The sequence below is a fragment of the Elusimicrobiota bacterium genome (assembly GCA_016182905.1).
Taxonomy (GTDB): Bacteria; Elusimicrobiota; Elusimicrobia; order UBA1565; family UBA9628; genus GWA2-66-18.
In genome coordinates this window covers 1-25,034 of record JACPFR010000017.1, presented here as the reverse complement: position 1 = coordinate 25,034, position 25,034 = coordinate 1, and the positions used below count along the sequence as shown (strand labels likewise).

Genomic DNA, 25,034 nt, shown 5'->3' with positions numbered 1-25,034 from the left:
GAAACTGTCGTTGACAACAGTTTTTGCCGCCGCGTCGGTGAATCGCGGGGGTTACTTCGCGGGGACGGGCGCGGCCTTGGCGGCCTCGTCGGCGGCCTGGTGCGCGGCGGCGCGCTGGATGAAGCCGCAGCACGCGTCGGTCTTCACGACCGGGCAATTCAGGCGGTGCAGGCCGAAGCCGGCGGCGGCGAGAAGGGCGATGGCGCCGAGGCGCCCGAGGATGTTCCCGTCGCTGTTGAGCTGGCTCATGGTTTGATTGTACCGTAAGCGGCCTTGCGGTTCAAGGACGCCACGTCCTTGCGGATCTGATTCCTCAGGGCGTCCAACGAGGGGAAGCGGCGCTCGGAGCGGATCTTGGAGAGGAAGCGCAAGGTCAAGGTGCGGCCGTACAGGTTCCCGCGGAAGCCGGGGATATGCACCTCAACGACGAGGCGCAGCCCGCCGAGGGTGGGGCGGACGCCGACGTTGCAGGCGCCGAGACGCTCGCCGATCGTCGTGCCGCGAACCGAAACCCTCCAGACGCCGCGCGGTGGGCGGGCCGAGGCGGGGACCTTGACGTTGGCCGTCGGAAAGCCGAGCTTGCGGCCGACGCGCTCGCCGCGGACCACGCGGCCGCGAACGGTGGTCATGGCTTGTCTTTGAGGGCCTTCTCGAGGACCGGGAGCGACGCCGCCAGGCGCTGGGCGAGCTCGACGGCGGGCATGGCGCGGATCGCGTCGAGCGGCTGGGCGTCGGCGAGGAGGAACGGGCCCACGGACTCGCGGCGGAGCGTCGAGACGGTCCCGCCGCAGCCCAGTCTCGCCCCGAGGACTTCGGCGAGGGTCCTGACGTACGTCCCGCTCTCGCAGCTCAGGCGGTGGGTCAGCTCGGGGGCCTCCCAGGACAGGGCCTCCCAGGAATGCAGCACGGACTGGCGGGCCTTCACCGGGACCTCGAGGCCTTTGCGGGCGTACTCGTACAGCGGGCGCCCCTGGTGCTTGACCGCCGAGTAGGCGGGGGCGGGCGCGTCCACGGTGCCGATGAGCGCGGAGCACTCGGCCTTGAGCCGGGCGAGGTCCAGGGAAGGCAGCGGCTTCTCCTCGATGACCTTGCCGGTGACGTCTCCCGTCTCGGTCTTCACCCCGAGGCGGATCGTGCCCGAGTAGGTCTTGTCCATGCCCTGCAGGCGGGCCTGGAGCTTGGTGCACGGGCCGATCAGCGCCACCAGCAGGCCCGTGGCGAGGGGGTCGAGCGTGCCCGTGTGGCCGACCTTGGTGCCGCGGGGGAAGAGCTTGCGCAGGACGGCGACGCAGTCGTGCGAGGTCCACCCCGCGGGCTTGTCGATGAGGAGCATCCCCGCCGCAGGGAAGCCCGCGCCCGTCACTGGTTCTTTTCCTTCTCGAGCTTGTTGAGGAGCTCGTCGATGCGCGACGCCTTCTTCGGCGTGATGTCGTAGGTGAAGACCAGGTTCGGGATGGTCTTCACCGAGACCTTCTTCTTGATGAGCTCGCGCAGGTACGGGGCGGCCCGCTCCAGGGCGGCGGCGGCGCGCTCGCGCTCGGCGTCGGTGCCCAGGATCGAATAGAAGACCTTGAGCGTCTTGCGGTCGTGGGACAGGTCCACGTCGGTGACCGTGATGAAGCCGACGAGCCCGGGGTCCTTGACCTCGCGCAGGTGCGTGGAGACGAGCTCTTTATAAAGCTCGCGAAGCCGGTCGTTGCGCTCGAACATGATGCGTCTGTCCTCTACCGAGGCGACTGGGACAGACGCCGCGTGCGCGATTCCTTGACGAAGAACTCGAGCAGGTCGCCGACCGCGAAGTCGTTGAAGCCCTCGGTGCCGATGCCGCACTCCTGGCCCTTCTCGATCTCCTTGACGTCGTCCTTGAAGTGGCGCAGCGTGGTGACCTTGCCGGTGTGGAGCGTCTTGCCGTCGCGGAGCACGCGGATATGCCCGCCGCGGGTGGCCTTGCCGTCGCGGATCGCGGAGCCGGCGATGACGCCGGTCTTGACCTTGAACAGCGCCTTGACCTCGCCCTTGCCGACGACGACGTCGACGATCTCGGGCGCGAGCAGGCCCTCGAGGGCCGCCTTCACGTCCTCGATGAGGTCGTAGATGACCGCGTACTTGCGGACCTCGACGCCCTCGCGCTCGGCGAGCTCGGCCGCGCGCGGCTCGACCTCGGCGTTGAAGAGCAAGGTGACGGCGTCGGAGGCGGAGGCGAGCAGGATGTCGGACTCGTTGGCGTTGCCGATGGCGCCGTGGATGATGCGCACGCGGCACTCGGTCGTGGAGAGGCCCTCGAGCGAGTCGCGCAGCGCCTGCAGGGAGCCCTGCACGTCGGCCTTGAGGAGGATGTTGAGGTCCTTGGCCTTCGACGCGCCGGTGCTCATCGCGGAGCGCAGGCCCACGAGCGTCATGTGCTTCTGGTGGGCCATCGTCTGCTCGCGGTGGATCAGGCGGCGCTTCTCGGCGATGTCGCGCGCGGCCTTCTCGTTCTCGACGACGGTGAACGCGTCGCCGGCCTGCGGCGTGCCCATGATGCCGAGGATCTCGACGGGGGTCGCGGGGCCGGCGGACTCGATGCGCCTGCCGTTGTCGTCGACGAGGGCCTTGATCTTGCCGTGCGCCAGGCCCGCGACGAACGCGTCGCCGAGCTTGAGCGTGCCGGCCTGGACGAGCACGGTAGAGACGGCGCCGCGCTTCGGGTCCATCTTGGCCTCGAGGACCGTGCCGTAGGCGGGGCGGTCCGGGTTGGCCTTGAGCTCGAGGATTTCCGCTTGAAGAGCCAAGCTTTCCAACAACTTGTCGAGGTTGAGGCGCTTCTTCGCGGAGACGTCGACGAAGATGTTCTTGCCGCCCCACTCCTCGGGCTGCAGGCCGTGGCCGGAGAGGTCCTGGCGGATCTTCTGCGGGTTGGCGCCGGGGAGGTCGATCTTGTTGACCGCGACGACGATCGGCACGCCGGCCGCCTTCGCGTGGTCGATGGCCTCGATCGTCTGCGGCATGATGCCGTCGGTGGCCGAGACGACGATGACGACGATGTCGGTGACCTTGGCGCCGCGCGCGCGCATGGCGGTGAAGGCCTCGTGGCCGGGCGTGTCGAGGAAGACGATGTCGCCCTTGTCGATGTGGACCTTATAGGCGCCGATGTGCTGCGTGATGCCGCCGGACTCGCCCTCGGCGACCTTCGCCGAGCGGATCGCGTCGAGCAGCGAAGTCTTGCCGTGGTCGACGTGGCCCATGATGGTGATCACGGGGGGGCGGCTCTTGAGCTTGGCGGGGTCTTCCTTCTCGGCCTTGACGACCGCGAGCTCCTCTTCTTTGTACATCGCGACGACCTCGAGCTCGTAGCCGAAGTCGGAGGCGACGACCTGCGCGGCCTCGGTGTCGAGACGCTGGTTGATCGTGGCGAAGATGCCCAGGCCCATCAGCTTCTTGATGACGTCGTTCGTCTTGATCTCCATCTTCTCGGAGAGCTCGCGGACGGTGATCATGGAGGACACCTTGATCTTCTTGAGCGCGGGCTTCTGGCCGGGCTCGAGGGGCTTCACCGAGGGCGCGGCAGGCCGGTTCTGCTGCTGGGGGCGGTGACCGCCTCCCTGGCCCGGGCGGTGCTGGCCGGGGCGCTGGCCGGGCATCGGAGGGCGCGGGGCGCCGGGACGCGGCGTCATCTGCGGGCGGATCGTGATTGCGCCGGGGCGCAGGATGACCGGCTTCTGCGGACCGGAGGTGCCGGGCTTCGGCGGCATGGGCGGGAGCGCGCCGGTCGTCGGCGGCTTCTGCGCGGGCGGCACGGGAGCCCCGGGAACGGCGGGCTTGGGCGCGACGGGCGCGGCCGGAGCGCCGGCGGCGGGCTGGACCGGCTTCGGCGGCAAGGCGCCGGGGACGGCGGGCTGCTTGATCGTGACCGGGGCGCCGGGAACCGGCGGCTTCGCGACGGGCGCGGTCGGGATCGAGGGCGGCGCAGCGGGGGCCGGAGCCGCCGCCGCGGCGGCGGGCGCGGGCGGAACGACCGGCTTCGGAGCGGGCGGCTTCGGAAGCGCGGCGCCGGCGGCGAGGCGCGTCACCGTCGGTCCGGCGGTGGAGACGTTGCGCTTCTTGAACATCGCGAACGCGGAGACCAGGTTGGCGGTGGGAGGCGCGATCGAGCCCTCTTCCTGCGTCGTGCGGACTTCGGCGGCCGTGCCCTTGGCGGCGGCTTTCTTCGGGGCGGCCTTGGCCTTGGCGGCCGCGGGCTTCGCGGCGGCGGGCTTTTTCGCCGGAGTCTTTTTCGTGGTCTTCTTTTCCATTACCGGACGATTATAGCAAATTGGCGGGGACCTAGGCAGGACCTAGGAGACTGAGCAATTAATGGCGTAGCCCTCGGTCGAACGGGTTTGGCTGCTGGCTAGGCGCGACGAGCGAGGATAGCTGTAGCTATCTGAGCGAGGAGCAACAACGCCATCGGTCAATTGCAAGCCTCCGAGGGCCACGCCATTAATTGCTCAGTCTCCTCGGTCTACGCCTTCTCGAGCGCCGCCTTGGCGTTCGCGATGATCTTGGCCGCGGTCTTCTCGCCGATGCCGGCCGTTTTCAGGTCCTCGGCCGAGGCCGCGGCGAGCTTCGCCGCGTCGGTGATGCCGGCCTTGACCAGGATCTCGAGCGTCTTGGGGCCGACGCCCTCGAGCGTGGCCAGGGACGCATCAGCACCTTCGCTGCTGATGCGTTTAGAGGGCTTCGCCGGCTCGGCCTTGACCTCGAGGGTCCAGCCGGTGAGCTTCTGCGCGAGGCGCACGTTCTGCCCGTCCTTGCCGATGGCCAGGGCGAGCTGCTCCTCGGCGACGAGGACCTCGGCGATGCGGTTCTCGGGATCCATGACCTGCACCGACGAGACCTTGGCCGGGGCCAGGGCCGCGGCGAGGGACTCCTCGACGCCCTCGGCGAAGGCGATCAGGTCGATGCGCTCGCCGGCGACCTCGTTCATGATCGAGCGGATGCGCGAGCCGCGCAGACCGACGCACGAGCCGATCGCGTCCACGCGAGGGTCGTTGGACTTCACGATCACCTTGGCGCGGAAGCCGGGGTCGCGCACGATGCGCACGATCTCGACGGTCTTGTCCGCGATCTCGGGGACTTCCATCTCCATCAGCCTCTGGAGGAAAAGATCGGCGGCGCGGGAGAGGACGACCGCGGGGCCGCGCTGGGACTTGTCCACGCGCAGGATGACGGCGCGCACGTTGCCGCCGATGTTGTAGCGCTCGCGGCGGATCTGCTCGCGCGGGGGCAAAACGCCCTCGGTCTTGCCGAGGTCGACGATGATGCTGCGCTCGACGAAGCGGTGGACGGAGCCGGAGACGACCTCGCCCTCCTTCGGCTTGAACTCCTCGTACAGCTTGTCGCGCTCGACCTCGCGCACGCGCTGCGTCAGAACCTGCTTGGCGGTCTGCGCGGCGATGCGGGCGAAGTCGGCGGCGGGAGCGGGATAGATCAGCTCGTCGCCGACCTTGGCGCCCTTCTTGATCTTCTGGGCGTCGGCCTCGGTGAGCTCGAGCTCCGGGTCCGCGACCTCGTCGACGACCTTCTTCGCCACGACGGCGGAGAAGACGCCGCTCTCGCGGTCGATGGAGGCGCGGATGTCGGCGTTCTTGCCGACGTGCTTGCGCAGGGAGGACACGACGGCGCCCTCGATCATGGACAGGATCTCGTCCACGGGGATGTTCTTTTCACGCGCGATCTGCTCCAACGCCGTCATCAGCTCGGATTTGCTCATAAGATCAATCCTCCGAAAAATCAACCGCCGCGGAGTCGTCGAGACGCAGCTCGTCGATGTTCTCGCGCGCGAACGCCTTGAGGTCCTTCTCCACCTGGACGGAGACCTTGCCCTCGTTCAGGCCCTTCAAGACCCCGGTGAACCGGCGCTGGCCGTTCTCCGGGAGCTTCAGACGCAGCTTCACGGGTTTGCCCGCGAAGCGCTCGAAATCCTTGTCCTTCTTGATCACGCGGTCGAGGCCGGGAGACGACACCTCGAGCACGTAGGAGCGCGCGATCTTGTCGCCCTCGTCGAGCGTCGCCCCGACCCGGTCCGAGAAGTACGCGCAGTCGTCGAGCGTGATCCCGTTCGGCTTGTCCAGGAACAGACGCAGGACCCACTGCGGACCTTCCATGCGCCACTGCAGGTCCACCAATTCACCGCCTTCCTGCTCGATGAGGGGGGTCAGAAGCGCTTCGATCTCTTTGGCGTCCATGGTCTTAATCCAATAAAACTCAATAAAAAAAGTGGCTCATAACGGCAGCCACTCCTTAAGAAAGCGCGCCCCCCAAGACGTTGGGAGGCGAACAAAGGCATGATAGCACGAATCGGGCGGCGATGTCAAGGACTTGCGCCTTACAATTACACGGGTTATACTGCGCCCATGAACATAATCGCCCGCTTCAAGAACGGCTTCCTCCTCCTCGGCAATTCGTTCTCGGTGATGCGGGCCAACCCCCGCCTGCTCCTGTTCCCGGTCGCCACGGCGGCGCTCACCTGCGTCATCGGCGGCCTGTTCCTGACCCCGATCGTGTTCCAGCCGTCCCAGCACGGCTACAAGACGGCGGAACACTGGGCCGAGGTCGGCTCCCGCCTGGTCGTCGCCAGCGAGCCCGACGCGATCGACCTGATGAAAGGCCGCAAACAGCATTACGCCCTGTCCAAGCAGGCGCTCGCCTACTTCGCCCTGGCCTACTTCCTGTCCATGTTCCTCGCCACTTTCTTCAACGTGGCCTTCGTCCACGAGATCTTCGACGCGCTCGACGGCAACCCCGTCTCGGTCACCGAGGGGATCCAGTTCGCCCTCACGAAGCTGAAACCCATCCTCATGTGGACCTTGTTCGCGGGCGTCGTCGGCCTGATGATCAAGGCGCTCGAGGAGCGCTTCGGCTTCTTCGGGCGCTGGGTGATCCGTTTCGTCGGCGCGGCCTGGAGCGTGGCGAGCGTGTTCGTCATCCCCGTGCTCGTGCTCGACGAGCGCGCGGAGAACCCGATCGAGGCCGTCAAGCTCTCCGCCGGCGTGATCCGCAAGGCGTGGGGGGAGGCCCTGGCCGGCTACGCGGGCCTGCAGATCGGCGGGGTGATCGTCGTGGCGAGCCTGTTCGTCGTCGGCGGCCTCGCCGGCTGGGCGGGCTGGGCGTCGCAGTCCTTCGCGCCCTTCGTCGCCGGGCTGCTGTTCTGGCTCGCCTTCGCGTTCGCCTTCACCTACGCGCTCGGCGTCGCGGGGCAGATCTACCTGTGCGTGCTCTACCGCTACGCGACCTCGGGCACGGTGCCTCCCGGCTACACGCCGGAGATGCTCGGCTCGGCCTGGACGCCGAAGAAGGCGTGAGGCGCCTCTCCGCGGTCCTCGTCCTCGCGCTCGCAGCGCCGCCCGCCCGCGCGGCCCTGCTCGACGTCCTCTTCCCGAAGCCCAAGGCCGAGGCCGTCGACCCGGCCGCCTACCGCGGGCTGACCCATCTCGTCGTCGTCGCCGGGAGCACGCAGCACTCCGCCGCCCAGGAGATGCTCCTCGGCAACATCGAGCAGCGCCTGCGCGAGAGCGGGTGCTGGCAGGTGATGGGCCACGCCGAGGCGCGGGAGAAGCTGCCCCACGCCCTGCTGTCGCCGCCGTCTCCGCGCAAATGGGCCAACGGAGGCGAGGTGACCTCCGGACTGCTCTCCCGCATGCCGCGCCGGGACGCCCGGATCGGAGTGCTCGTCTTCTGGGTGAAGGACTGGCGCGGCGAGAAGTACTCCCGGGGGACCGGCGGCGAGGCGCTCGGAGATTTCCTGTCGGACCGGCTGAAGTCCCCCGGCACGCCGAACGCGACGAGAGCGCTCTACGAGCGGGACGCCGTCGCCCAGCTCTTCGACAGCGCCGGCGGCGCGCAGATCTGGCGAGGCCACATGTTCCTGGGCCCCGGCACGGACGTCGACGCGGACGGCCGTCTCCCCTACGCAGACCAGGAGACGCGCGACCAGAACGCCTCCGCCGAGTACGAGTCGTTCATCTCCTTCTTCTCGGCGAATCTGAAGCACCCCCCGAACATGGAGAACGGCTGCACCGTACGGCCCGCCCCGCGGCCCGTCGCCGCCGCCGCGGCCGCCCCGCCGCCGGACCCCGACGCGGAGGCGTTCGCCGCCCTCGCCGGCGCCGATCCCGCGGCCCGCGCGCGGGCGGCGCTGAGCCTCGGCCGCGCGGACAACGAGCGGGCCGTCGACCCGCTGATCAAGGCCCTCGGGGATCCCGACCAGAAGGCGCGAGGCAGCGCCATCGAGGCCCTCGGCCTGATCGGCAGCCCCAAGGCCGTCGACGCCCTCGTCCCGGCGCTCTCCGACGAGAGCAAGCTCGCCCGCGCCCTCGCGGCGCGCGCGCTCGGGAGGATCGGCAGCGACCGCGCCAAGCCCGCCCTGCTCAAGCTCGCCGCGAGCGAGAAGGAGGAGCTCGTGCGCAGGGAGGCCGCGGCCGCCCTGAAGTCCATCGACGATCCTCTCAACATGAAGATGGACGCCGGCGCGCTGCCGGACTGAGCGGGGGCGGCTCGCCTCAGCGCTCGCCGGGCGCCCGGAGATCGACCGACCGCCGGAACTCCGCGCCTTCCGGAGAGTGGAGCGCGAGCTCCATCCCCACGAAGAGCAGCGCGGCGAAGGAGAGGGAGGCCACCAGCAGGTTCCGGCGCTTCTCCGAGGGCGTGACGACGACGCAGCCGTTCTTCGCCTCCAGGGCGCGCCGGGCGCGGTGCTCGCGCGCGGCGAGAGTCAGGCTGGCCGCGGCGGCGGCCGCGGCCGCGATGAGCAAGGGCACGCGGAAGGGCGAATGATCCAGCCAAAGGGCGAAGGCGAGGAGCGCGGAGCCCGAGCCGGCGCCCAGCGAGAGCGCCAACGACCCCAGGAACACCTTGCCGAGGCAGCCCCCGCCGGCCAGCGCCAGGAGGAAGCCGCCCCAGGTCAGCGCGGGTCCCGACGGCGCGGGCGCGGACGCGGCGGCCTCGCCCCCCGTGCCGTCGGCCTTGAGCCGGTACGCGGGGCTGGCCTCACGGAAGCCCTTGAGCACGAGGTCCTCGCGCGCGACGCCCGGGTAGCGCCCGGCGACGCGCGCGTAGACGTTCTCGGCGACGAGGATCTCGCCGGCGCGCGCCTGCGCCTGGAGCCGCGCCGCCTGGTTGACCACGTCGCCGATGGCGGTGTAGTCCTTCACGTCGTCGGAGCCCAGCCGCCCGACGCGCGCGTAGCCCGTCGCGATGCCGATCGAGGCGCGCAGGTCGTGCCCCAGCTCCTTCGACAGCGCCGGGAGCCGGAGCTGCAGCTCGCGCGCCGCGTCGACGGCGGCCGCGGCGTGGTCCGCCCGCTTGACGGGGACGTTGAAGAAGGCCATGACGCAGTCCCCGATGTACTTGTCGATGAAGGCCCCGTGGGCGGTCAGCACGCCGGCGGCCTCGCGCAGGTACTTGTCCACGACGCCGTAGGTGCCCTCCGCGCCCAGGCGCGCCGTGAGCTCCGTGAACGACGACAGGTCGGCGAACACCATCGTCAGCTCGACGAGCCGCCCTTCCTCGATGTGCACGTTGCAGCGCGTGCAGCAGTTGGGGTTGCGCGAGCTGCGCTTGACGCCCGCCAGGGACAGCGCCGCCGCCAGCGCGCCCGAGAGCGGCAGGCCGCAGACGAGGCAGGCCCGCGAGAGGCGCTCGGGGGTCAACGCGCGCTAGGAGACGGCGACCGCGCCCTTGAGCGCGTCGGCGAGCTTGTCGGCCGCCTCGTCGAGGCTCCAGTTCGAGGCGGACGCCTCCCCGCGCTTCTTGTACTCGACGTGGCCGGCGTCGAGCATGCGCTTGGAGATCACGAAGCGGTGCGGGATGCCGATCAGGTCGATGTCCTTGAACTTCACGCCGGGCTTGCCGTCGCGGTCGTCCTCGAGGACGTCGAGGCCCTTCGCCTCGAGCTCCTTGACGAGCTTGTCCACGGCGGGGCGCACGCGCGCGTCGTCGTTCTCGTCGATGACGACGACGGCGCACTGGAAGGGGGCGATCTCGGAGGGCCAGACGATGCCGTCCTTGTCGTGGCCTTGCTCGATGGCCGCCGCCACCACCCGCGAAACGCCGATGCCGTAGCAGCCCATCACCATGACCTGGGGCTTCTGCGCCTTGTCCAGGTACTCGGCCTTCATCGACTTCGAGTACTTCGTGCCGAGCTTGAAGGTGTGGCCGACCTCGATGCCCTTGAAGAACTCGGTCTTGGAACCGCAACTCGGGCACGGATCCTCCAAAGTGGCGGTTCGCAGGTCGAAGAAGCCCTTGATGTCCGGCAGCTCGCGCGCGATGTTGAAGTTGTCGGTGTGCAGGCCGTCCTTGTTCGCGCCGCTCACGCCGTTGAGCACGGCCCTCGTCGAGAAATCGGCGTAGACGGCCACGCCGGGGTGGCCCTGCGGGCCGCCGTAGCCGACCTTGCAGCCCATGACCTGCTCGTACTGCGCGGCGTTGGCGCGGAACAGGTTCGGCGCGCCGACGGCCGCGGCGAGCTTGGCCTCGTGCAGCTCGTGGTCGCCGCGCATGAGAGCGATCACGGGCGTCTTGCCGTCGATCATGTATAGCTGGGTTTTCAAGAACTCGGTCAACGGGCGCTTTATGAGCGCCGCCACGTCGGCCACGGTGGTCTTGCCCTGCGTGTCGAACTCGGTCAGGAGCTTGAAGGCGGAGGCATCGGGAGCCTTGAACGCGTCCTTGATCTCCGACCTCTCGATGTTGGCGCCGTAATCGCACTTCGTGCACGACACGATGGTCTCCTCGCCGGTCTCGGCGAGCACCATGAACTCGTGGGAGAACGAGCCGCCGATCGCCCCGGCCTGCGCCAGGACGGGCTTGAACTTCAGGCCGCAGCGGACGAACACGCGCTTGTAGGCCTCGTAGATGGTCTTGTAGTACGCGTTCGCGTCCGCCTCGTCGGCGTGGAAGGAGTACGCGTCCTTCATGATGAACTCGCGCGCGCGCATCACGCCGAAGCGGGGGCGGATCTCGTCGCGGAACTTCCGGCCGATCTGGTAGAGCATCACCGGCAGCTGGCGCCAGGAGCGGACCTCGCGGCGCACGAGGTCGGTGACGACCTCCTCGGCCGTCGGGGCGAAGCAGAACTCGGCGTCCTTGCGGTCCTTGATGCGCAGCAATTCCTTGCCGTAAACGGGCCAGCGGCCGGTCTCCTCCCAAAGCGCCTTCGGCTGGATCACGGGCAGATCGACCTCCATCCCGCCGATCCCGTCCATCTCCGCGCGCACGATGCGCTCCACCTTGCGCAGCACGCGCAGCCCCAGCGGCAGCCAGTCGTAGATGCCCGAGGCGACCTTGCGGATCATGCCCGCGCGCTGCATCAGCTGCGCCGACACGTTGTCCGCGTCCGACGGCGCCTCACGAAGGGTGGGAAGGAGGTATTTCGATAATTTCATGGTTTTTTTGGTGTCAGGCTCGCAAATTCGTCGATTACTTCCAGAGAATTCAACGAATTTGCGAGCCTGACACCGAGTCCTATTTCTTGAGCTCGACGGCCTTATCGGCCTTGTTGGCGCGTTCGGTGCGGATGCGGAGGACGTCGTTATAGGTGGCGAACACGAGGAGGCTCATCAGGAAGGCGATGCCGATCGTGTTGGCCTTCTCCATCACGGCGACCGAGGCGCGCTTGCCGCGCAGCCCCTCCCACCAGTAGAACATGGCGTGGCCGCCGTCGAGCAGCGGCAGGGGGAGGAGGTTGAAGAAGCCGATGGCCACCGAGATGAAGCCGATCAGGAACACGAACTCCTCCCAGCCCGCGCGGGAGGCTCTGGAGACCATCTGGAAGATGCCGACCGGCCCGGCGAGGTCGGGGCGCTCGCGCTTCCAGAGCTTGCCGGCGATGACCGTCACCGTCTGCTTGCTCTGCGTCCAGCACAATCTCAAGGCTTCGCGGCCCGCCGCGAAGGGACCGACGGGCTTGTACTCGGCCTTGGGCATGATGCCGATCACGCCGCGCGTGCCGGTCTCGTCCTTCTTGGGCACGACCTTGATCTCGAGCGGCCGGCCGTCGCGCACGACGGACAGGGATATCTCCTTCTCGGCCGAGCGGTGGATCGAGCTCGCCAGGTCCTCCCAGCCGGTCAGGGCGCGGCCGCCGAAGGCGGTGATCTTGTCGCCGATCAGGATCCCGGCCTTGTCCGCCGGGAAGCCGACCATCATGTTGCCGATGACCGGCTCCTTCGAGGCCTCGGGCATGCCCTTGCCCCAGATGAGGCCGGTGTACAGCGCGAAGGCGAGGACGTAGTTCATCGCGGGGCCCGCGTAGACGATGACCAGGCGCCGGGCCCAGTTCTGGCCGAAGTACTCGTCGCTCTTAGGCTCCGCGGCGCCAGCCGCGGAGGGGTCCTCGCCCGCGGGCTTGACGAAGCCGCCGAAGGGGATCGCGCAAAGGGAGAAGCGGGTGCCGACTCTGTCCGTGAAGCCGAGCAGTTCGGGGCCGAAGCCGAAAGCGAACTTCTCGACGCGGACGCCGAGGCGGCGGCAGGCGAAGAAGTGGCCGGACTCGTGCAGGACGATGACGAGGCCGAGCGCGAAGGCGTTCGCGCCGACGGTGTAGAGTATCGACAGGAGTGAGTTCATTTGCAGTGTTCCTCGGCCTTGGCTCGCGCCCAGGCATCGACTTCGACGATCTCTTGAAAGCCCGGCAGGCCCCCGTCCGGGGTGTACGCGGCCATGGTCTTCTCGATGACGCGGGGGATGTCGGTGAACTTGATCCGGCCGGAGATGAAAGCTTCGACGGCGATCTCGTCGGCGGCGTTGAGCACGGCCGGCATGCCGCCGCCCTTCTGCGCCGCCTCGCGCGCGAGGGCCAGGCAGGGGAAGCGGGAGAAATCGGGAGCGCGGAACTCGAGCGTGCCGGCCTTGACCAGGTCGAGCGGCTCGACGACGCGGACGCCGCGCTCGGGGTAGGTCATGCCGTACTGGATCGGGAGCTTCATGTCGGGCACGCCCATCTGGGCCAGCACCGAGCCGTCGGAGAACTCCACGCCGGAGTGGAAGATGGACTGCGGGTGGATGACGATCTCCACCTGGTCGCGGCGCAGGCCGAACAGGTTCATGATCTCGATCATCTCGAAGCCCTTGTTCATGAGGGTGGCGCAGTCGATCGTGATCTTCTTGCCCATCTTCCAGGTCGGGTGCTTGAGCGCCATGGCCGGCGAGACCGCGGAGAGGTCGCCCGTGTACTTGGCGAACGCCCCGCCGGACGCGGTGAGGATGACGCGTTTGATGGTCTTGAGCGGGGCGGCCGCGCGCGGGTCGGGGTTGAGACCCTGGACGCACTGGAAGATCGCCGAGGGCTCCGAGTCGACGGGCACGATCTTGGCGTTCCAGCGCTCGGCCTCGAGCATGAACTGGGCGCCCGCCATCACCATCGGCTCCTTGTTGGCGAGCGCGATGATCTTGCCCGCGCGGATGGCCGCGAGCAGGGGGGCGAAGCCGACGCCGCCGACGACGGAGGTGAGCACCACGTCGACGTCGGGGTGGGAGGCGAGGTCGCACAGGCCCTCGACGCCCGGGGCGAGGTGCTTGGCCTTGCCGTTGAGGCGGGTCTTGAGGTCGGCGCCCGCCTTTGGGTCGAACATCGACACGGCGGAGGCGCCGAACTCCCTGGCCTGCTCGGCCACGAGCGCGGAGTTGGAGTGCGCGGTCAGGCCGAAGACGGAGAGCGCGTCGGGCATCTCGCGGATCACGTTGAGGGCGTTGACTCCTATCGAGCCGGTGGAGCCGAGGATCGCTATGCGTTTCATCGCAGGGTCAGCGCGTAATAGACCGCGGGGGCGCAGAGGATGTAGGAGTCGAAGCGGTCGAACACGCCGCCGTGGCCGGGAAGCAGGGCGCCGGAGTCCTTGACGCCCGCCTCGCGCTTGACCATCGACTCGGCGAGGTCGGAGAGCTGTCCCATCGTGCCGATCAGCACGCCGACGGCGACGGCCATGGCGGGGGACACCGACTCGTGGAGCATGGTCTTCTGGAAGGCGAGGCTGACGGCGATCGCCGCGGCGAAGCCCGCGGCCGCGCCCTCCCAGGTCTTCTTGGGGGAGAGCGTCGGGGCCAGGGCATGGCGGCCGAAGCCGCGGCCCGCGGCGTAGGCGGCCGTGTCCATCGCCCAGACGGCGGCGAAGGTCAGAAAGGCGAAGGCCTCCCCGTGCGGGCGCAGGCCGCGGATCAGGGCGAGATGGGCGGGCATCCAGCCCGCGAACAGGGCGCCGAACAAGGTCAAGGCCGCCCGGTCGAGGGAGTGCGTCTTGGCGGACATCTCGAGGAGGACGACGAGGGCCGCGCCCCCGGCGAGCACGACGTGCAGCGGCCCGCCGAGCGCGGCGCACGCGGACAGGGCCGCGCCGAGGACCACCGTGAGGACGAACTGGACCGGGCGCCCGCCGACCCGCAGCATGAGGGCGTACTCGTAGCAGCACAAGGTCGAGATCGCGACGACGAAAAGCCCGTACGCCGCGCCGCCGGCGTGGACGAGGTACAGCATCAGGGGGATCCCGACGAGGGCCGTCAGGACGCGCGGAAGAAGCATCCATTGATTCTACAAAATTGGACGCGCGCGCCGGAGCGCCTATCCTCAGGGTTTCTTGGCGGTGAGCCCGCCGAAGCGGCGGTCGCGCTTCTGGTAGTCCTCGAGGGCGGCGACCAGGTGCTCCTTGCGGAAGTCGGGCCACAGGACGGGCGTCACGTGCAGTTCGGCGTAGGCGGCCTGCCACAGCAGGAAGTTGGAGATGCGCATCTCGCCGGACGTGCGGATCATCAGGTCGAGCTCGGGGAGGCCGGCGGTGTAGAGGTTCTCCGCGATGTCGTCCTCGTCCAGGGCCTTGGCGCCGGCCGCGAGCGCCCGGTTCGCCGCGTCGAGGATCTCCTGGCGGCCGCCGTAGTTGAGGGCGAGGACGAGGTTGAGGCCGTCGTTGTGCTGGAGGCGGACGATGGCGCCCTCGAGCTCCTTGCGCACCGACATGGGCAGCGCCTCGAGGCGGCCGATGGCGGAGAGGCGGACGTTGTTCTTGTCGAGCTCGAGCGTCTCTTTATTGAGGGCCCAGGACAGGAGCTTCATCAGCTCCCCGACCTCTTCCTTGGGGCGCAGCCAGTTCTCCGTCGAGAAGGAGTAGAGGGTCAACGCCTCGATCCCCAATTCGCCCGCGGCGCGCACGATCGCGCGGACCGAGTCCACGCCGGCCTTGTGGCCCGCGACCCGCGGCAGGCCCCTCTTCGCCGCCCAGCGGCCGTTGCCGTCCATGATGACGGCGACGTGGCGGGGGAGCTTCGCGGGATCCAGGGCCATGCGCCTAGATCGTGGTGATTTCCTTCTCCTTCATGACGACGGAGTCGTCGATCTGCTTGGTGAAGGAGTCGGTGAGCTTCTGGACGCGGGCCTCGAGGCCGCGGAGAACGTCCTCCGTGATCTCCTTGGACTGGAAGGACTTCTTGAGCTTGTTGAGGCCGTCCTGGCGGTCGTTGCGCACGCCGACCTTGAACTCCTCGCCGAGCTTCTTGACCATCTTGACGAGGTCCTTGCGGCGGTCCTCGGTCATCATCGGCAGCGAGATGCGGAGCATCTTTCCGTCGTTCTGGGGCATGGCCCCGACCTCGGCTTTCTGCAGGGCTTTCTCGATGTCTTGGAGCGTCGAGGGATCCCACGGGCGGATCTCGAGGGTGCGCGCCTCGGGGACGGAGACGGCGGCGACCTGCTTGAGGGGGACGAGGGACCCGTAGGCCTCGACCTTGACCGACTCGAGCATCATCGGGTTGGCGCGGCCGGTGCGCATGACCGACATCTCCTTCTGCATGCGGGCCATGCGGTCCTTCATCGCGGCTTCCATCTGGGTGAGCACGGCGGCGGCGGCTTCGGTGGCCATATCTTACTCCGTGGTGATGAGAGTGCCGACCTTCTGGCCGGCGACCGCGCGGGCGATGTTCCCTTTCACCGCGAGGTCGAAAACGACGACGGGCATCTGGTTCTCCATGCAGAGCGTCAGGGCCGTGGTGTCCATGACCTTCAGGCGCTGCTTGATGCTGTCCATGAAGGTGAGCTTGTCGAACTTCTTGGCGTTCTTGTCCTTCTTCGGGTCGGCGGTGTAGACGCCGTCGACCTTCGTCGCCTTGAGGACGACCTCGGCCTCGATCTCGACGGCGCGCAGCGCCGCGGCGGTGTCCGTCGTGAAATACGGGTTGCCGGTGCCGCCCGCGAAGATGACGACGCGGCCCTTCTCGAAGTGGCGGATCGCCTTGCGGCGGATGTAGGGCTCGGAGAGCTTGTTGATCTCGACGGCGCTCTGCACGCGGGTCGGCACGCCGACCTTCTCGAGCGCGTCCTGCAGGGCCAGCGCGTTCATGAGCGTGGCGAGCATGCCCATGTAGTCGGCGGTCACGCGGGAGATCGCCTCGCCGCGGTCCTGCTCGCCGCGCCAGATGTTGCCGCCGCCGACGACGACGCCGATCTGCAGGCCCTGCGCGTGGGCGAGCTTGATCTCGGCGCAGATCGACGTCAGGGCTTCCGGCCTGACGCCGTGGGCGCTCTCGCCGCACAGCGACTCGCCGGAGAGCTTGAGGAGGACTCGCTTGTACTTCCTGGTCGAGGGCATCCTCGAGGGGCTACTCGCCGAGCTGGTAGCGGACGAAGCGGACGACCTTGATCTCGCCGCCGACCTTCGCGCCGGCCGCCTTGATCAAAGCCGTGATGCTCGTCTTCGGGTCGCGGATCGAGGGCTGCTCGAGCAGGCAGTAGGCCTGGTAGAACAGCTTGTTGATCTTGCCCTCGAGGATCTTCGGGATCTGCTCGTCCTTCTTGCCCTCTTTGCGCAGGATCTCGGTCTGGATCTCCTTCTCCTTCTCGATGTCGGCGGAGGGGATCTCCTCGCGCGAGAGGTACTTCGCGGAGGGGATGTTGCCGACGACCTGGAGCAGGAGCTCCTTGGCGAGCTCGGCGAGCTCGGGGGACTTGGCGGCCGCGTCCGACGGGGCGGAGAGCTCGATCAAGGCGCCCTTCTTGGCGGGCACCGCCGGATCGGTCTGGTGGGCGTAGCCGGCGATGAGGCCCGGGCCCTTGAGCTCGAAGCGCGTGAAGCGGCGCAGCGCCATGTTCTCGCCGAGCTTGCCGACCATCGGCTTGACGAACTCGTCGTTGCCGGCCTCGACGGAGGCGAGGCTGCCCGCGGCGGCCCGGTCGACGACGGTCTTGACCATCGCCTGGAAGTCCGCGCCCTTGGCGACGAAGTCGGTCTCGGAGTTGATCTCGACGATCGCGCCCGCCTTGCCCTCGATCTTGAAGGCCACGGCGCCTTCCTTCGTCACGCGCGCGGCCTTCTTCGCGGCGTCGGAGAGGCCCTTCTTGCGGAGGATCGTCATCGCCTCCTCGAAATTGCCCTTCGCCTCGTCGAGAGCGCGCTTGCAGTCCATCATGCCCGCGCCGGTCTTCTCGCGCAGGTCCTTGATCAAAGAGGTGGAGTCGGCGATCGCCATGGGACTAGGCCTCCTGGGTGGTCGTCTCTTCGGCGGCGTACACGACGTCCGCGGTCTGGGCGACCTCGGCCGTCTCGGCGGCGGCGGCGGCGAGCATCTGCTGCTCGGCGGCGGCGACGGACTCGGCGTTCTGCGCGGCCTCGAGGATGCCCTTCCCTTCGAGGACGGCGTCGGCGACGAGCTGGCAGAAGAGCTTGATCGAGCGCGCGGCGTCGTCGTTGCCCGGGATCGGGTGGTCGATCAGGTCGGGATCGCAGTCGGTGTCGCAGACGGCGACGATCGGAATGCCCAGCTTGCGGGCTTCCTGCACCGAGAGGTCCTCTTCCACGGGGTCGACGACGAACACGATGTCGGGGAGCGTGTTCAAGCCGCGCAGGCCGGAGAGGTTGCGCTTGAGCTTGTTCATCTCCTTATTGAGGCGGGAGACCTCCTTCTTCGGAAGGACCGCGAAGATGCCCTCGGTCTGCCACTTCTCGATCTCCTCGAGGCGCTTGACGGACTTGCGCAAGGTCGCGAAGTTGGTCAGCGTGCCGCCGAGCCACTTCTCGGAGACGTAGGACGCGCCGCAGCGCTCGGCCTCGGCCTTGAGGATGTCCTGGGCCTGCTTCTTCGTGCCGACGAAGAGGAACTTCTTGCCGGCCGCGGCCTGGTCGGAGACCCACTGCGCGACCTTCTTGATCTCCTTGGCCGTCTTCTGGAGGTCGATGATGTGGATGGCGTTGCGCTCGCCGAAGATAAAGCGGGACATCTTAGGATTCCAGCGGCGGGTCTGATGACCGAAGTGCACGCCGGCTTCCAACATGGCTTTCATAGAGACGTTGATCATGAGCGGGTTTTAATCCTCCGGGAATGGACGAGGGAAAATGCTAGCAAATCCTGGCTGCTATAGCCACTCCTCCGTCGCATCCGTGCCGGGCCGCTCGCGGCCCGGCCCCGATTCAAGGCTTCACCTTGGCGGCCGGGTCGGGCAAGGTGCGGGCGTAGGTCCGCCACTCCGGCTCCATCGCGAGCATCCGCTTCAGGCCCTCGGCGACGCCCACGGGGGGACATCCCGGGAGGAGGCGCCGGACCTTCTCCGTCATGAGGCTGCTCTGCTTCGGGCGGGGGGTGGGCGATTTGAACTCGGAGGCGGGCACGGTCCGGATCAGGCCGGCGTCGAGGCCGAAGGCGCGGGCCGCGCGGCGGGCGAACTCGTCGCGGGATATCTCGTCGGCGCCGACGGCGTGGAAGATTCCGCCCGCGCCGGCCGCGACGAGGGCGGCGGTGATCTCCGCCAGGTTCTCGACATAGGTCGGATTGTAGCGCACGTCGGACACGCGCATCGGCTTTCCTTGGGACAGGTTCGCCCGGACCTGCAGGACGAAGTTCTTCGGCTCCCATTGCCAGCCGTACGCGCCGGAGGTCCTCAGGACCAGGTTCCGGGGGTCGCAGGCGAGGACTCCGCGCTCGGCTTCGGCCTTCTGCCGGCCGTATTCGTTGATGGGGCACGGAACGTCTTCCTCTGTATAGGTTCCCTTGAGGCCGTCGAAGACGTAGTCGGAGGAGTAGAAGATCATCCGGGCGCCCAGGTCCCCGCAGGCCCGGGCCACGTTGAGGGTGCCGTCCACGTTCACGCGGCGGGTCTCCTCCGGGTGCAACTCGCAGTAGTCGACGAAGGGGTTGGCGGCGGGGACGGCGACCACGGCGGGGCGATGGGCCTTCAGCAGGGCCCGGACCTGGGCCTCGTCCTGCATGTCCAGCTGCAGGAAGCCCCCGGAGGCGTGGCAATGATAGGTGGCGGCCGCCACCTCGGCCCCCTGGGCGGTCCAGGTCCGGAGGAGAGCGTTGCCCACCAGACCGGTCCCGCCGATGACCATGATCTTGCCGTCCATGACGGAACTGTACCAAATTCGCATATATTGCGTCTTTGGCCCCTCGGGGCCCCCCGGAGGAGGGCCCTTGGGCCCAGGCGCTTTCAGAGGGCGATGTTATACTTGATGATCGACATTAAAACGCTTCGCCGGACCGGAACCACGACCGCCTGGGGGCTGCTGCTGGCCGCGGCTCCCTCGGCCGCACAGGAACCCCATTCCCGCCGCGCTCCTGCGATGGGCGACGCCCATATGGCGGTCGCCTACCAGGGGGGGGCGGCGATGGCCCCCGGCCAGCTGAACCTGATGTTCGACGCCGCCAAGGCCCGCCCCGCCGGGGTCGTGGCCCCGGATTTCGGGCGTCTGGAAGAAGCGGGCTCGCCGAACAAGCGGCTCGAAACCCTTTATAAGCGCCCCGCGCCCCACAGCCTGCATCAGGAGCTCGTGGTCCCCGTTCCCAAGGAGACCCCTTCCTACCGGCGCACCTTCAAGATCATGCTGGCCAACCCGGACAAGACCGACCGCTGGGACGAGCAGATCCTGCGCTACGCGAAGATCTACAAGCTCGACAGCCGCCTCCTCAAGTCCATCATGGCCGCGGAATCCGAGTTCAAGACGGAGGCCGTCTCGCCCGCCGGCGCGCGCGGCCTCATGCAGGTCATGCCCGCCACCTCGGAGGGGATGGGCGTCCCCGCCGCCAAGCTCCACGACCCTGCCTTCGGCGTGAAGGCCGGCGCGGCCTACATCCAGCTCCTGTTCCGCGCGGCGTGGCGGATCTTCAACCTCAAGGGCGTGCGCTACACCGACGCTCCGATGTGGGTGGTGCAGCGCGTGATCGCCGCCTACCACGCGGGCCCCAAGTTCCTGACCCGCCAGAGGCTCTACCCGTCGACGCGCGCCTACGTCCGCAAGGTCGTCCTCTTCTACCACTCGAAAGTCACCGACCTCCGCCGGCCTTCCGCGCCCCGCGCGGAAGGCTTTCCGTCATATGAGTCCGTGACCCCGAGCGGCACGATGTACTAAGATAGTCGGGATGCGCCGCGCCCTTCTCGCCGCCCTCGTTCTTCTCGCCGCCTGCGCCGGGCCCAAGCCCTGCACGCGCTCGCTGTGCGTGACCAGGCTCGACGGCACGATGGAGCTCGCCGGCTGGAACGACGTCGTGCGCGCGACCTCGGAGTCCCCGAAGCCGCCCGTCCTGTCCGACGCGACGGTGACGATGGTCTACGGCGCCGCGGAGTTCCGCCACGGCAAGACCCGCGTGACCGCGGCCGAGGGCTCCTCGTTCAAGTTCACCGTCTCCACCCGCGCGGTCTCCTCGATCGAGGTCTCCTCCGGCTCGGTCACGGTCCTGCTCTCGACCGGCGCCCCCGTGGCGCTCGTCCCCGGAACGCCCTACGACCTCCCCAAGGCGCGCTGACCTCGGCGGGCTCGCCCCGGCGCGAGTCCGACAACGACTGTTTCCGGAAACAGTCCGGCGTTTGCTTAAATAGACGCCATGAAGAAAGCGCTCATCACGGGCATCACCGGCCAGGACGGCTCGTATCTCGCCGAGTTCCTGCTCAAGAAGGGCTACGAGGTGCACGGCATCAAGCGCCGCGCCTCGCTCTTCAACACCGACCGCATCGACCACCTTTTCCAGGACCCGCACGAGAAGGGGCTGCGATTCCTCCTGCACTACGGGGACATGACCGACACGTCGAGCCTGCTGCGCGTGCTGCAGATAGTCAAGCCCGACGAGATCTACAACCTCGCCGCGCAGAGCCACGTGGCCGTCAGCTTCCAGGAGCCCGAGTACACCGCGAACGTGGACGCGCTCGGGACCCTGCGCCTGCTCGAGGCGATCCGCACGCTCGGATGGTCGAAGAAGACCAGGTTCTACCAGGCCTCGACCTCCGAGCTGTTCGGCAAGGTCCAGGAGACGCCGCAGAAGGAGACGACGCCCTTCTATCCGCGCTCGCCCTACGGCGCGGCCAAGCTGTACGCGTACTGGATCACGGTGAACTACCGCGAGGCGTACGGCATCTACGCGTGCAACGGCATCCTCTTCAACCACGAGAGCCCGCGCCGCGGAGAGACCTTCGTGACGCGCAAGATCACGCGCGGCCTGGCGCGCATCAAGCTCGGCCTCGACGAGAGGATCTGGCTCGGGAACCTCGACGCCAAGCGCGACTGGGGCCACGCGCGGGACTTCGTCGAGATGATGTGGCTGATGCTGCAGAAGCCGCAGCCGCGCGACTACGTCGCCGCGACGGGCCGCCAGAACTCCGTGCGCCAGTTCGTCGAGGCCGCGTCCTCCGAGCTCGGCTTCGACCTCGCGTGGAAGGGGAAGGGCCGCGCCGAGCACGGCGTGGACCGCAGGACCGGCAAGACCATCGTGGCGCTCGACCCGCGCTACCTGCGCCCGACCGAGGTGGACACCTTGCTCGGCGACGCGAAGAAGGCCCGCAAGGAGCTGGGCTGGAAGCCGCGCGTCAGCTTCGACGAGCTCGTCCGCGAGATGGCGCGCGAGGACCTGGCCGTGGCCGAGCGCGAGGCGCTCGTCAAGAAGGCGGGCTACCACAGCCCGCCGCGCGCCGCCGACTAGCCCTGGAAGAGGACGACGCCGGCGACGACCGCGGCGATGAGCGACACGCCGATCGCCGCGTACAGGAGGAAGCGCATCTCCTCGTCCCAGTGGAACGGTGGTGAGGGCGGGACGCGCACCGGCGGATCGGTCCGCGGAACGGACGAGGCCGCGGAGGGCGGGGGGGTCGGCATGGCCCTCGGCGGCGGGGTGAGGTAGCCCTCGACCTCCCTCGCGATCTCCCGACGGCGCGCCTCGCCGAGCTCGCGGGTCCTCTGGGACTGGTCCTCGGGCGGCGGCGCCGCGGCCCGCTTGCCGCGCGCCTCGCGCTCGGCCTCGACGTCGGCGTACAGGCGCGCGCGCTCCTCGTCGAGGGCGAGGCGCATCTCGGCGATCTCCCGGTCGGCGCGGGCGCGCAGCTCGGCCTTGAGCTTCTCGGCCTTCGCCTTCACCTGCTCGGACTCGGCCGTGAGGCGGCGCATGCCCGCGGCGAGCTCCTTCTGGACGCGCTCCGCCTCGAGGTCCTGGCGGAGCTGCGCCTCGTGCGCCTTCTCGAAGGCCTCGACGCCCTCGCGGCGGATCTCCTCGGCGGCCTCGACGGCCTTGCGAGACTTCTCCTCCTCGGCGGCCACGCGCGCGTCGAAGGTCTTCTGCAGCCCGTCGATGACGGCCTGCAGGCGGCGGGCGTCGTCCTCCCCGCGGCGGGTCAGCAGGCGCGACTGCTCCAGGGCGTCCTGCGAGGCGGACAACCCGCGGGTGAGCTCCTCGACGCGCGCGCGCGCGGAGAGCAGCTCGGACTCGTTCTTGTCCACGCGGGCGGACATCGCCTCGTAGGCGGCGCGGGCCTCGGCGGTGGAGGAGACGAACGCCGCGGCGTCGGAGCGGGCCTTCTCGAGCTCCGCTCGAAGGGAGGCCTGCGCGGCCTCGAGCTCGACGCGGCGGCGCGCGGCGGACTCGAGCTCGGAGCGCTGGCGCCTGCCTTCGTCCTCGAGGACGCGCGCCGCGGCGGCCGACTTCTCCAAGAGCGCCTGGCCGGCGGCGACGTCGCGGCTCAGGGCCTCGACCCGGTCGCGCGCGGCGGAGAGCGACGACTCGGCGTCGGCGAGCCGGGCCGAGGTCGATTCGAGCGCGGTCTTCAGCTCGACGGCGGAGGCGTCGGCGTGCTCGCGCGCGGCGACCGCCTGGTCGAGGTCGGCGCGCAGCGACTCGATGTGAGCCTCGTGCCCGGCCGTCTTCTGGCGGAGCAAAGTGAGGTTGCGGCGCGCGACGACGAGCTCCTCGTCGCGCTTGCGCAGCTCCGCGGCCTGGGCCTCGGTCCGCAAGGACAGGTCGCGCGACTCCGCGCGCGCGCGGGAGAGGTCCGCCTCGGCCCGGGCGAGGCTCTCCTCCGCGGAGCCGGCGCGGGCGACGAGCGCCGCGCGCTCGGCGTCGATGCGCTTCAGGTCGCCCTCGAGCTCGGAGACGCGGGCGGAGAGGGAGCCCCCGGTCGCCGACAGCTCGGCCTCGACCTCGAAGCGGCGGCCGCGCTCGGCCTCGAGGGCGGCGCCGAGCTGGGCGCGGGCCTCGGCGGCGACCTTCAGCGTCTCGTCGAGCTCGCGGGCCAGCGAGGTCGCGGACGCGGCCTCGCGGTGCAGCGCGGAGGCGGTGTCCTGCAGCTCGTCGACGCGCGAGGTCAGCTCGCGCACGCGCTCGCGCAGGCGCTCCTTGCTCTTGAGCTCGGTCTCGAGCTCGATCGAGCGGGCGCGCAGGCGGCGCTCGAACTCCTCGAGGCGGACCTCGAGGCGGACGGCGTCGAGCGCGTCCTCCGCCTCGACGGGAGGCGGGGGGGGCGCGGGCGCGTCGACGGGGGGCTTAGGCTCCGGGGCTTCCACGTTCCATGTCCTTGCGCAGCCGGTCGAGCGCCTCGGTCTGCTCCTTCCAGCGCTCGCGCAGGGCGCGGCGCTCGGCGTCCATCTCGTCCTCGAGCTTGGCGCGCGTGTCCTCGAACCCGGAGCGGAGGATCGCGCGCTCCTCCTCGAGGGCGGCGTCGCGGCGGGCGAGCTCGGCGGCCAGCCGCGCCGCGGACTGCGCCTCGGAGCGGCGGGCGGCGGCGACGGCGGCGTCGGCGCGCTCGCGCTCGTCCTTCGTCGCGGCGGCGAGGCGCGCGACCTCGGCCTGCATCCGGTCGCGGTACTCGCCGAGCGCGGCGATCGCCATGCGGGCCTTCTCGGAGGCGGCGGCCTCGGCGCGGCGCGAGGCCTCGAGGGCGCGCTCCGCGTGATCGGCGTGGGCCTGCGCGACGCTCAGGCCCTGGGCGTAGGCGGCCTGGCCCTGCTCGCGGGCGTCGCGCATCGCGGCGGAGCGGGCCTCGTCGAGCAGTATCTCCGTATCTGCCACGCGCTGCGCCGCGGCGCGGCGCGCCTCGCGGGCGGCCTGCATCTCGGCGTCGGCGGCCTCGCGCTCGGCGGCGAGGCGGTCGCGCTCCTCCCGGAGGGCCGCCTCCAGGCGGACCGGGAGCTCGGCCTCGAGCCGGCGGGCACGCTCGGGCGCGCGTTCGCCCTCGGCGCGGAGCGCCTCGGCGCGCTCCAGCGTCGCGGCGCTCTCCGATTGGACGCGGGCGCGCTCGGAGGCGAGCGCCTGAGCGGAGGCCTGCTCGCGGGCCGAGGCGCCGGCGGCGTCCGCGCGGGCCTTGATGCTCTCCTCCGACAGGCGGCGGGCCTCGCGCTCGTGCGCGGCGGCGGCCGCCTCGATCGTGCGCATCTCCGCCTCGAGCGCCGAAAGGCGGGCCAGAGCGAGGCGCTCGGAGGACTCGGCGCGGACCGTGCGTCCGGCCGCGGCCTCCGCCTGGCGCTGGGCCTCGGCGCGCTCGAGCTCCAGGCGCGAGGCGAGGGACTCCCGCGAGGCGGACTCCGCGCGCGCCGCGGCGAACTCCGACTCTCCGGCCAGGGCGCGGGCGACCGCGGCGTCGAGGCGCGCCCGCAGGGCGCCCGCCTCGGCGTCCTTCGCGTCGGAATCGATCGTCGCCCGGTCGAGCGACGCCTGCAGCTCGCGGGCCGTGAGCAGGCGCGACATCGCGTCGCGCTCCCATTCCTCGGCGCGGGCGGAGGCGTGCGCCGCTTCGAGGCGCGCCGCGCCGAGCGCCGCGGCCGCCTCGGCGGCCTCGCGCCGGGCCT

25 protein-coding genes are annotated in these 25,034 nt (G+C 69.5%); 5 read left to right on the top strand and 20 right to left on the bottom strand.

The window, feature by feature from the left end; translation table 11 throughout:
- Positions 1 to 51: 51 nt before the first annotated feature.
- The 7 genes from HYV14_06565 to HYV14_06535 all read right to left on the bottom strand — a co-directional run bounded on the left by HYV14_06565 (position 52) and on the right by HYV14_06535 (position 6,206).
- Positions 52 to 249: a hypothetical protein gene (locus HYV14_06565; GenBank protein ID MBI2385660.1), complete on the bottom strand. Its 198-nt coding sequence runs from the start codon at positions 247 to 249 to the stop codon at positions 52 to 54.
- Entirely contained in the window at positions 246 to 629 is a 384-nt protein-coding gene (locus tag HYV14_06560) for a riboflavin kinase (GenBank protein MBI2385659.1), read from the bottom strand. The genes HYV14_06565 and HYV14_06560 overlap by 4 nt, the downstream gene beginning before the upstream one ends.
- A complete protein-coding gene (gene truB, locus HYV14_06555; GenBank protein MBI2385658.1) occupies positions 626 to 1,363 on the bottom strand; it encodes a tRNA pseudouridine(55) synthase TruB in 738 nt (245 codons plus the stop codon). Before truB ends, HYV14_06560 begins: the two co-directional genes overlap by 4 nt.
- Positions 1,360 to 1,710 carry a 30S ribosome-binding factor RbfA gene (rbfA, locus tag HYV14_06550; protein MBI2385657.1) on the bottom strand — a complete coding sequence of 117 codons (351 nt, stop codon included), beginning with the start codon at positions 1,708 to 1,710 and terminating at the stop codon, positions 1,360 to 1,362. The genes truB and rbfA overlap by 4 nt, the downstream gene beginning before the upstream one ends.
- A 14-nt stretch (positions 1,711 to 1,724) precedes the next feature.
- Positions 1,725 to 4,271, bottom strand: coding sequence for a translation initiation factor IF-2 (gene infB / locus HYV14_06545; GenBank protein MBI2385656.1), 2,547 nt, complete (start codon positions 4,269 to 4,271; stop codon positions 1,725 to 1,727).
- A gap of 209 nt (positions 4,272 to 4,480) precedes the next feature.
- On the bottom strand, positions 4,481 to 5,731 hold the full coding sequence (gene nusA / locus HYV14_06540) for a transcription termination factor NusA (GenBank protein ID MBI2385655.1): 1,251 nt from the start codon (positions 5,729 to 5,731) through the stop codon (positions 4,481 to 4,483).
- A 4-nt stretch (positions 5,732 to 5,735) separates the two neighbouring features.
- Positions 5,736 to 6,206: a ribosome maturation factor RimP gene (locus HYV14_06535; GenBank protein ID MBI2385654.1), complete on the bottom strand. Its 471-nt coding sequence runs from the start codon at positions 6,204 to 6,206 to the stop codon at positions 5,736 to 5,738.
- Positions 6,207 to 6,374: 168 nt separating this feature from the next.
- On the opposite strand from HYV14_06535, the gene HYV14_06530 reads away from it, so the two are divergent.
- A complete protein-coding gene (locus HYV14_06530; protein ID MBI2385653.1) occupies positions 6,375 to 7,322 on the top strand; it encodes a hypothetical protein in 948 nt (315 codons plus the stop codon).
- The gene (locus tag HYV14_06525) at positions 7,319 to 8,503 is read left to right on the top strand and encodes a HEAT repeat domain-containing protein (GenBank protein MBI2385652.1); all 1,185 of its coding nucleotides are present in this window, start codon (positions 7,319 to 7,321) and stop codon (positions 8,501 to 8,503) included. Before HYV14_06530 ends, HYV14_06525 begins: the two co-directional genes overlap by 4 nt.
- Positions 8,504 to 8,519: 16 nt before the next feature.
- Here HYV14_06525 and HYV14_06520 read toward each other — a convergent pair whose 3' ends face one another.
- The 11 genes from HYV14_06520 to HYV14_06470 form a co-directional block, all read right to left on the bottom strand.
- Positions 8,520 to 9,668 carry an adenylate/guanylate cyclase domain-containing protein gene (locus HYV14_06520; GenBank protein MBI2385651.1) on the bottom strand — a complete coding sequence of 383 codons (1,149 nt, stop codon included), beginning with the start codon at positions 9,666 to 9,668 and terminating at the stop codon, positions 8,520 to 8,522.
- 6 nt (positions 9,669 to 9,674) lie between these two features.
- Positions 9,675 to 11,405: a proline--tRNA ligase gene (locus tag HYV14_06515; protein MBI2385650.1), complete on the bottom strand. Its 1,731-nt coding sequence runs from the start codon at positions 11,403 to 11,405 to the stop codon at positions 9,675 to 9,677.
- A 79-nt stretch (positions 11,406 to 11,484) separates the two neighbouring features.
- Positions 11,485 to 12,588: a site-2 protease family protein gene (locus HYV14_06510; protein ID MBI2385649.1), complete on the bottom strand. Its 1,104-nt coding sequence runs from the start codon at positions 12,586 to 12,588 to the stop codon at positions 11,485 to 11,487.
- Entirely contained in the window at positions 12,585 to 13,757 is a 1,173-nt protein-coding gene (locus HYV14_06505; protein MBI2385648.1) for a 1-deoxy-D-xylulose-5-phosphate reductoisomerase, read from the bottom strand. Before HYV14_06505 ends, HYV14_06510 begins: the two co-directional genes overlap by 4 nt.
- Positions 13,754 to 14,536, bottom strand: a complete 783-nt coding sequence (locus HYV14_06500; protein MBI2385647.1) for a phosphatidate cytidylyltransferase — start codon at positions 14,534 to 14,536, stop codon at positions 13,754 to 13,756. Before HYV14_06500 ends, HYV14_06505 begins: the two co-directional genes overlap by 4 nt.
- A gap of 45 nt (positions 14,537 to 14,581) precedes the next feature.
- Positions 14,582 to 15,292, bottom strand: coding sequence for an isoprenyl transferase (locus HYV14_06495; protein ID MBI2385646.1), 711 nt, complete (start codon positions 15,290 to 15,292; stop codon positions 14,582 to 14,584).
- 4 nt (positions 15,293 to 15,296) lie between these two features.
- Positions 15,297 to 15,830, bottom strand: a complete 534-nt coding sequence (frr, locus tag HYV14_06490; GenBank protein ID MBI2385645.1) for a ribosome recycling factor — start codon at positions 15,828 to 15,830, stop codon at positions 15,297 to 15,299.
- A gap of 39 nt (positions 15,831 to 15,869) precedes the next feature.
- Positions 15,870 to 16,592: a UMP kinase gene (locus tag HYV14_06485; protein MBI2385644.1), complete on the bottom strand. Its 723-nt coding sequence runs from the start codon at positions 16,590 to 16,592 to the stop codon at positions 15,870 to 15,872.
- Positions 16,593 to 16,602: 10 nt separating this feature from the next.
- A complete protein-coding gene (gene tsf, locus HYV14_06480; protein MBI2385643.1) occupies positions 16,603 to 17,469 on the bottom strand; it encodes a translation elongation factor Ts in 867 nt (288 codons plus the stop codon).
- Positions 17,470 to 17,473: 4 nt separating this feature from the next.
- Positions 17,474 to 18,295, bottom strand: a complete 822-nt coding sequence (gene rpsB, locus HYV14_06475) for a 30S ribosomal protein S2 (protein ID MBI2385642.1) — start codon at positions 18,293 to 18,295, stop codon at positions 17,474 to 17,476.
- A 112-nt stretch (positions 18,296 to 18,407) separates the two neighbouring features.
- Complete coding sequence (locus HYV14_06470; protein ID MBI2385641.1) at positions 18,408 to 19,340, bottom strand: SDR family oxidoreductase; 933 nt, start codon at positions 19,338 to 19,340, stop codon at positions 18,408 to 18,410.
- Positions 19,341 to 19,445: 105 nt separating this feature from the next.
- Here HYV14_06470 and HYV14_06465 point away from each other — a divergent pair, with 105 nt between their 5' ends.
- The 3 genes from HYV14_06465 (at position 19,446) to gmd (ending at position 21,903) form a co-directional block, all read left to right on the top strand.
- Positions 19,446 to 20,342 carry a transglycosylase SLT domain-containing protein gene (locus tag HYV14_06465; protein MBI2385640.1) on the top strand — a complete coding sequence of 299 codons (897 nt, stop codon included), beginning with the start codon at positions 19,446 to 19,448 and terminating at the stop codon, positions 20,340 to 20,342.
- 10 nt (positions 20,343 to 20,352) lie between these two features.
- Entirely contained in the window at positions 20,353 to 20,736 is a 384-nt protein-coding gene (locus HYV14_06460) for a hypothetical protein (protein ID MBI2385639.1), read from the top strand.
- A 78-nt stretch (positions 20,737 to 20,814) separates the two neighbouring features.
- Entirely contained in the window at positions 20,815 to 21,903 is a 1,089-nt protein-coding gene (gmd, locus tag HYV14_06455) for a GDP-mannose 4,6-dehydratase (GenBank protein MBI2385638.1), read from the top strand.
- Here gmd and HYV14_06450 read toward each other — a convergent pair.
- Positions 21,900 to 23,753 carry a hypothetical protein gene (locus HYV14_06450; protein ID MBI2385637.1) on the bottom strand — a complete coding sequence of 618 codons (1,854 nt, stop codon included), beginning with the start codon at positions 23,751 to 23,753 and terminating at the stop codon, positions 21,900 to 21,902. The two genes, gmd and HYV14_06450, sit on opposite strands and share 4 nt — an antisense overlap.
- A partial coding sequence (locus tag HYV14_06445; protein ID MBI2385636.1) for a hypothetical protein occupies positions 23,734 to 25,034 on the bottom strand: 1,301 nt, incomplete at its 5' end. The genes HYV14_06445 and HYV14_06450, both read right to left, overlap by 20 nt.

Excerpts from the sequence above, each read along its gene's own strand:
- HYV14_06565 (MBI2385660.1), bottom strand. The coding sequence starts at position 249 with ATGAGCCAGCTCAACAGCGACGGGAACATCCTCGGGCGCCTCGGCGCC.
- HYV14_06560 (MBI2385659.1), bottom strand. The coding sequence starts at position 629 with ATGACCACCGTTCGCGGCCGCGTGGTCCGCGGCGAGCGCGTCGGCCGC.
- rbfA (MBI2385657.1), bottom strand. The coding sequence starts at position 1,710 with ATGTTCGAGCGCAACGACCGGCTTCGCGAGCTTTATAAAGAGCTCGTC.
- infB (MBI2385656.1), bottom strand. The coding sequence starts at position 4,271 with ATGGAAAAGAAGACCACGAAAAAGACTCCGGCGAAAAAGCCCGCCGCC.
- nusA (MBI2385655.1), bottom strand. The coding sequence starts at position 5,731 with ATGAGCAAATCCGAGCTGATGACGGCGTTGGAGCAGATCGCGCGTGAA.
- HYV14_06535 (MBI2385654.1), bottom strand. The coding sequence starts at position 6,206 with ATGGACGCCAAAGAGATCGAAGCGCTTCTGACCCCCCTCATCGAGCAG.
- HYV14_06530 (MBI2385653.1), top strand. The coding sequence starts at position 6,375 with ATGAACATAATCGCCCGCTTCAAGAACGGCTTCCTCCTCCTCGGCAAT.
- HYV14_06515 (MBI2385650.1), bottom strand. The coding sequence starts at position 11,405 with ATGAAATTATCGAAATACCTCCTTCCCACCCTTCGTGAGGCGCCGTCG.
- HYV14_06510 (MBI2385649.1), bottom strand. The coding sequence starts at position 12,588 with ATGAACTCACTCCTGTCGATACTCTACACCGTCGGCGCGAACGCCTTC.
- HYV14_06505 (MBI2385648.1), bottom strand. The coding sequence starts at position 13,757 with ATGAAACGCATAGCGATCCTCGGCTCCACCGGCTCGATAGGAGTCAAC.
- HYV14_06500 (MBI2385647.1), bottom strand. The coding sequence starts at position 14,536 with ATGCTTCTTCCGCGCGTCCTGACGGCCCTCGTCGGGATCCCCCTGATG.
- HYV14_06495 (MBI2385646.1), bottom strand. The coding sequence starts at position 15,292 with ATGGCCCTGGATCCCGCGAAGCTCCCCCGCCACGTCGCCGTCATCATG.
- frr (MBI2385645.1), bottom strand. The coding sequence starts at position 15,830 with ATGGAAGCCGCGATGAAGGACCGCATGGCCCGCATGCAGAAGGAGATG.
- HYV14_06485 (MBI2385644.1), bottom strand. The coding sequence starts at position 16,592 with ATGCCCTCGACCAGGAAGTACAAGCGAGTCCTCCTCAAGCTCTCCGGC.
- tsf (MBI2385643.1), bottom strand. The coding sequence starts at position 17,469 with ATGGCGATCGCCGACTCCACCTCTTTGATCAAGGACCTGCGCGAGAAG.
- rpsB (MBI2385642.1), bottom strand. The coding sequence starts at position 18,295 with ATGATCAACGTCTCTATGAAAGCCATGTTGGAAGCCGGCGTGCACTTC.
- HYV14_06470 (MBI2385641.1), bottom strand. The coding sequence starts at position 19,340 with ATGGACGGCAAGATCATGGTCATCGGCGGGACCGGTCTGGTGGGCAAC.
- HYV14_06465 (MBI2385640.1), top strand. The coding sequence starts at position 19,446 with ATGATCGACATTAAAACGCTTCGCCGGACCGGAACCACGACCGCCTGG.
- HYV14_06460 (MBI2385639.1), top strand. The coding sequence starts at position 20,353 with ATGCGCCGCGCCCTTCTCGCCGCCCTCGTTCTTCTCGCCGCCTGCGCC.
- gmd (MBI2385638.1), top strand. The coding sequence starts at position 20,815 with ATGAAGAAAGCGCTCATCACGGGCATCACCGGCCAGGACGGCTCGTAT.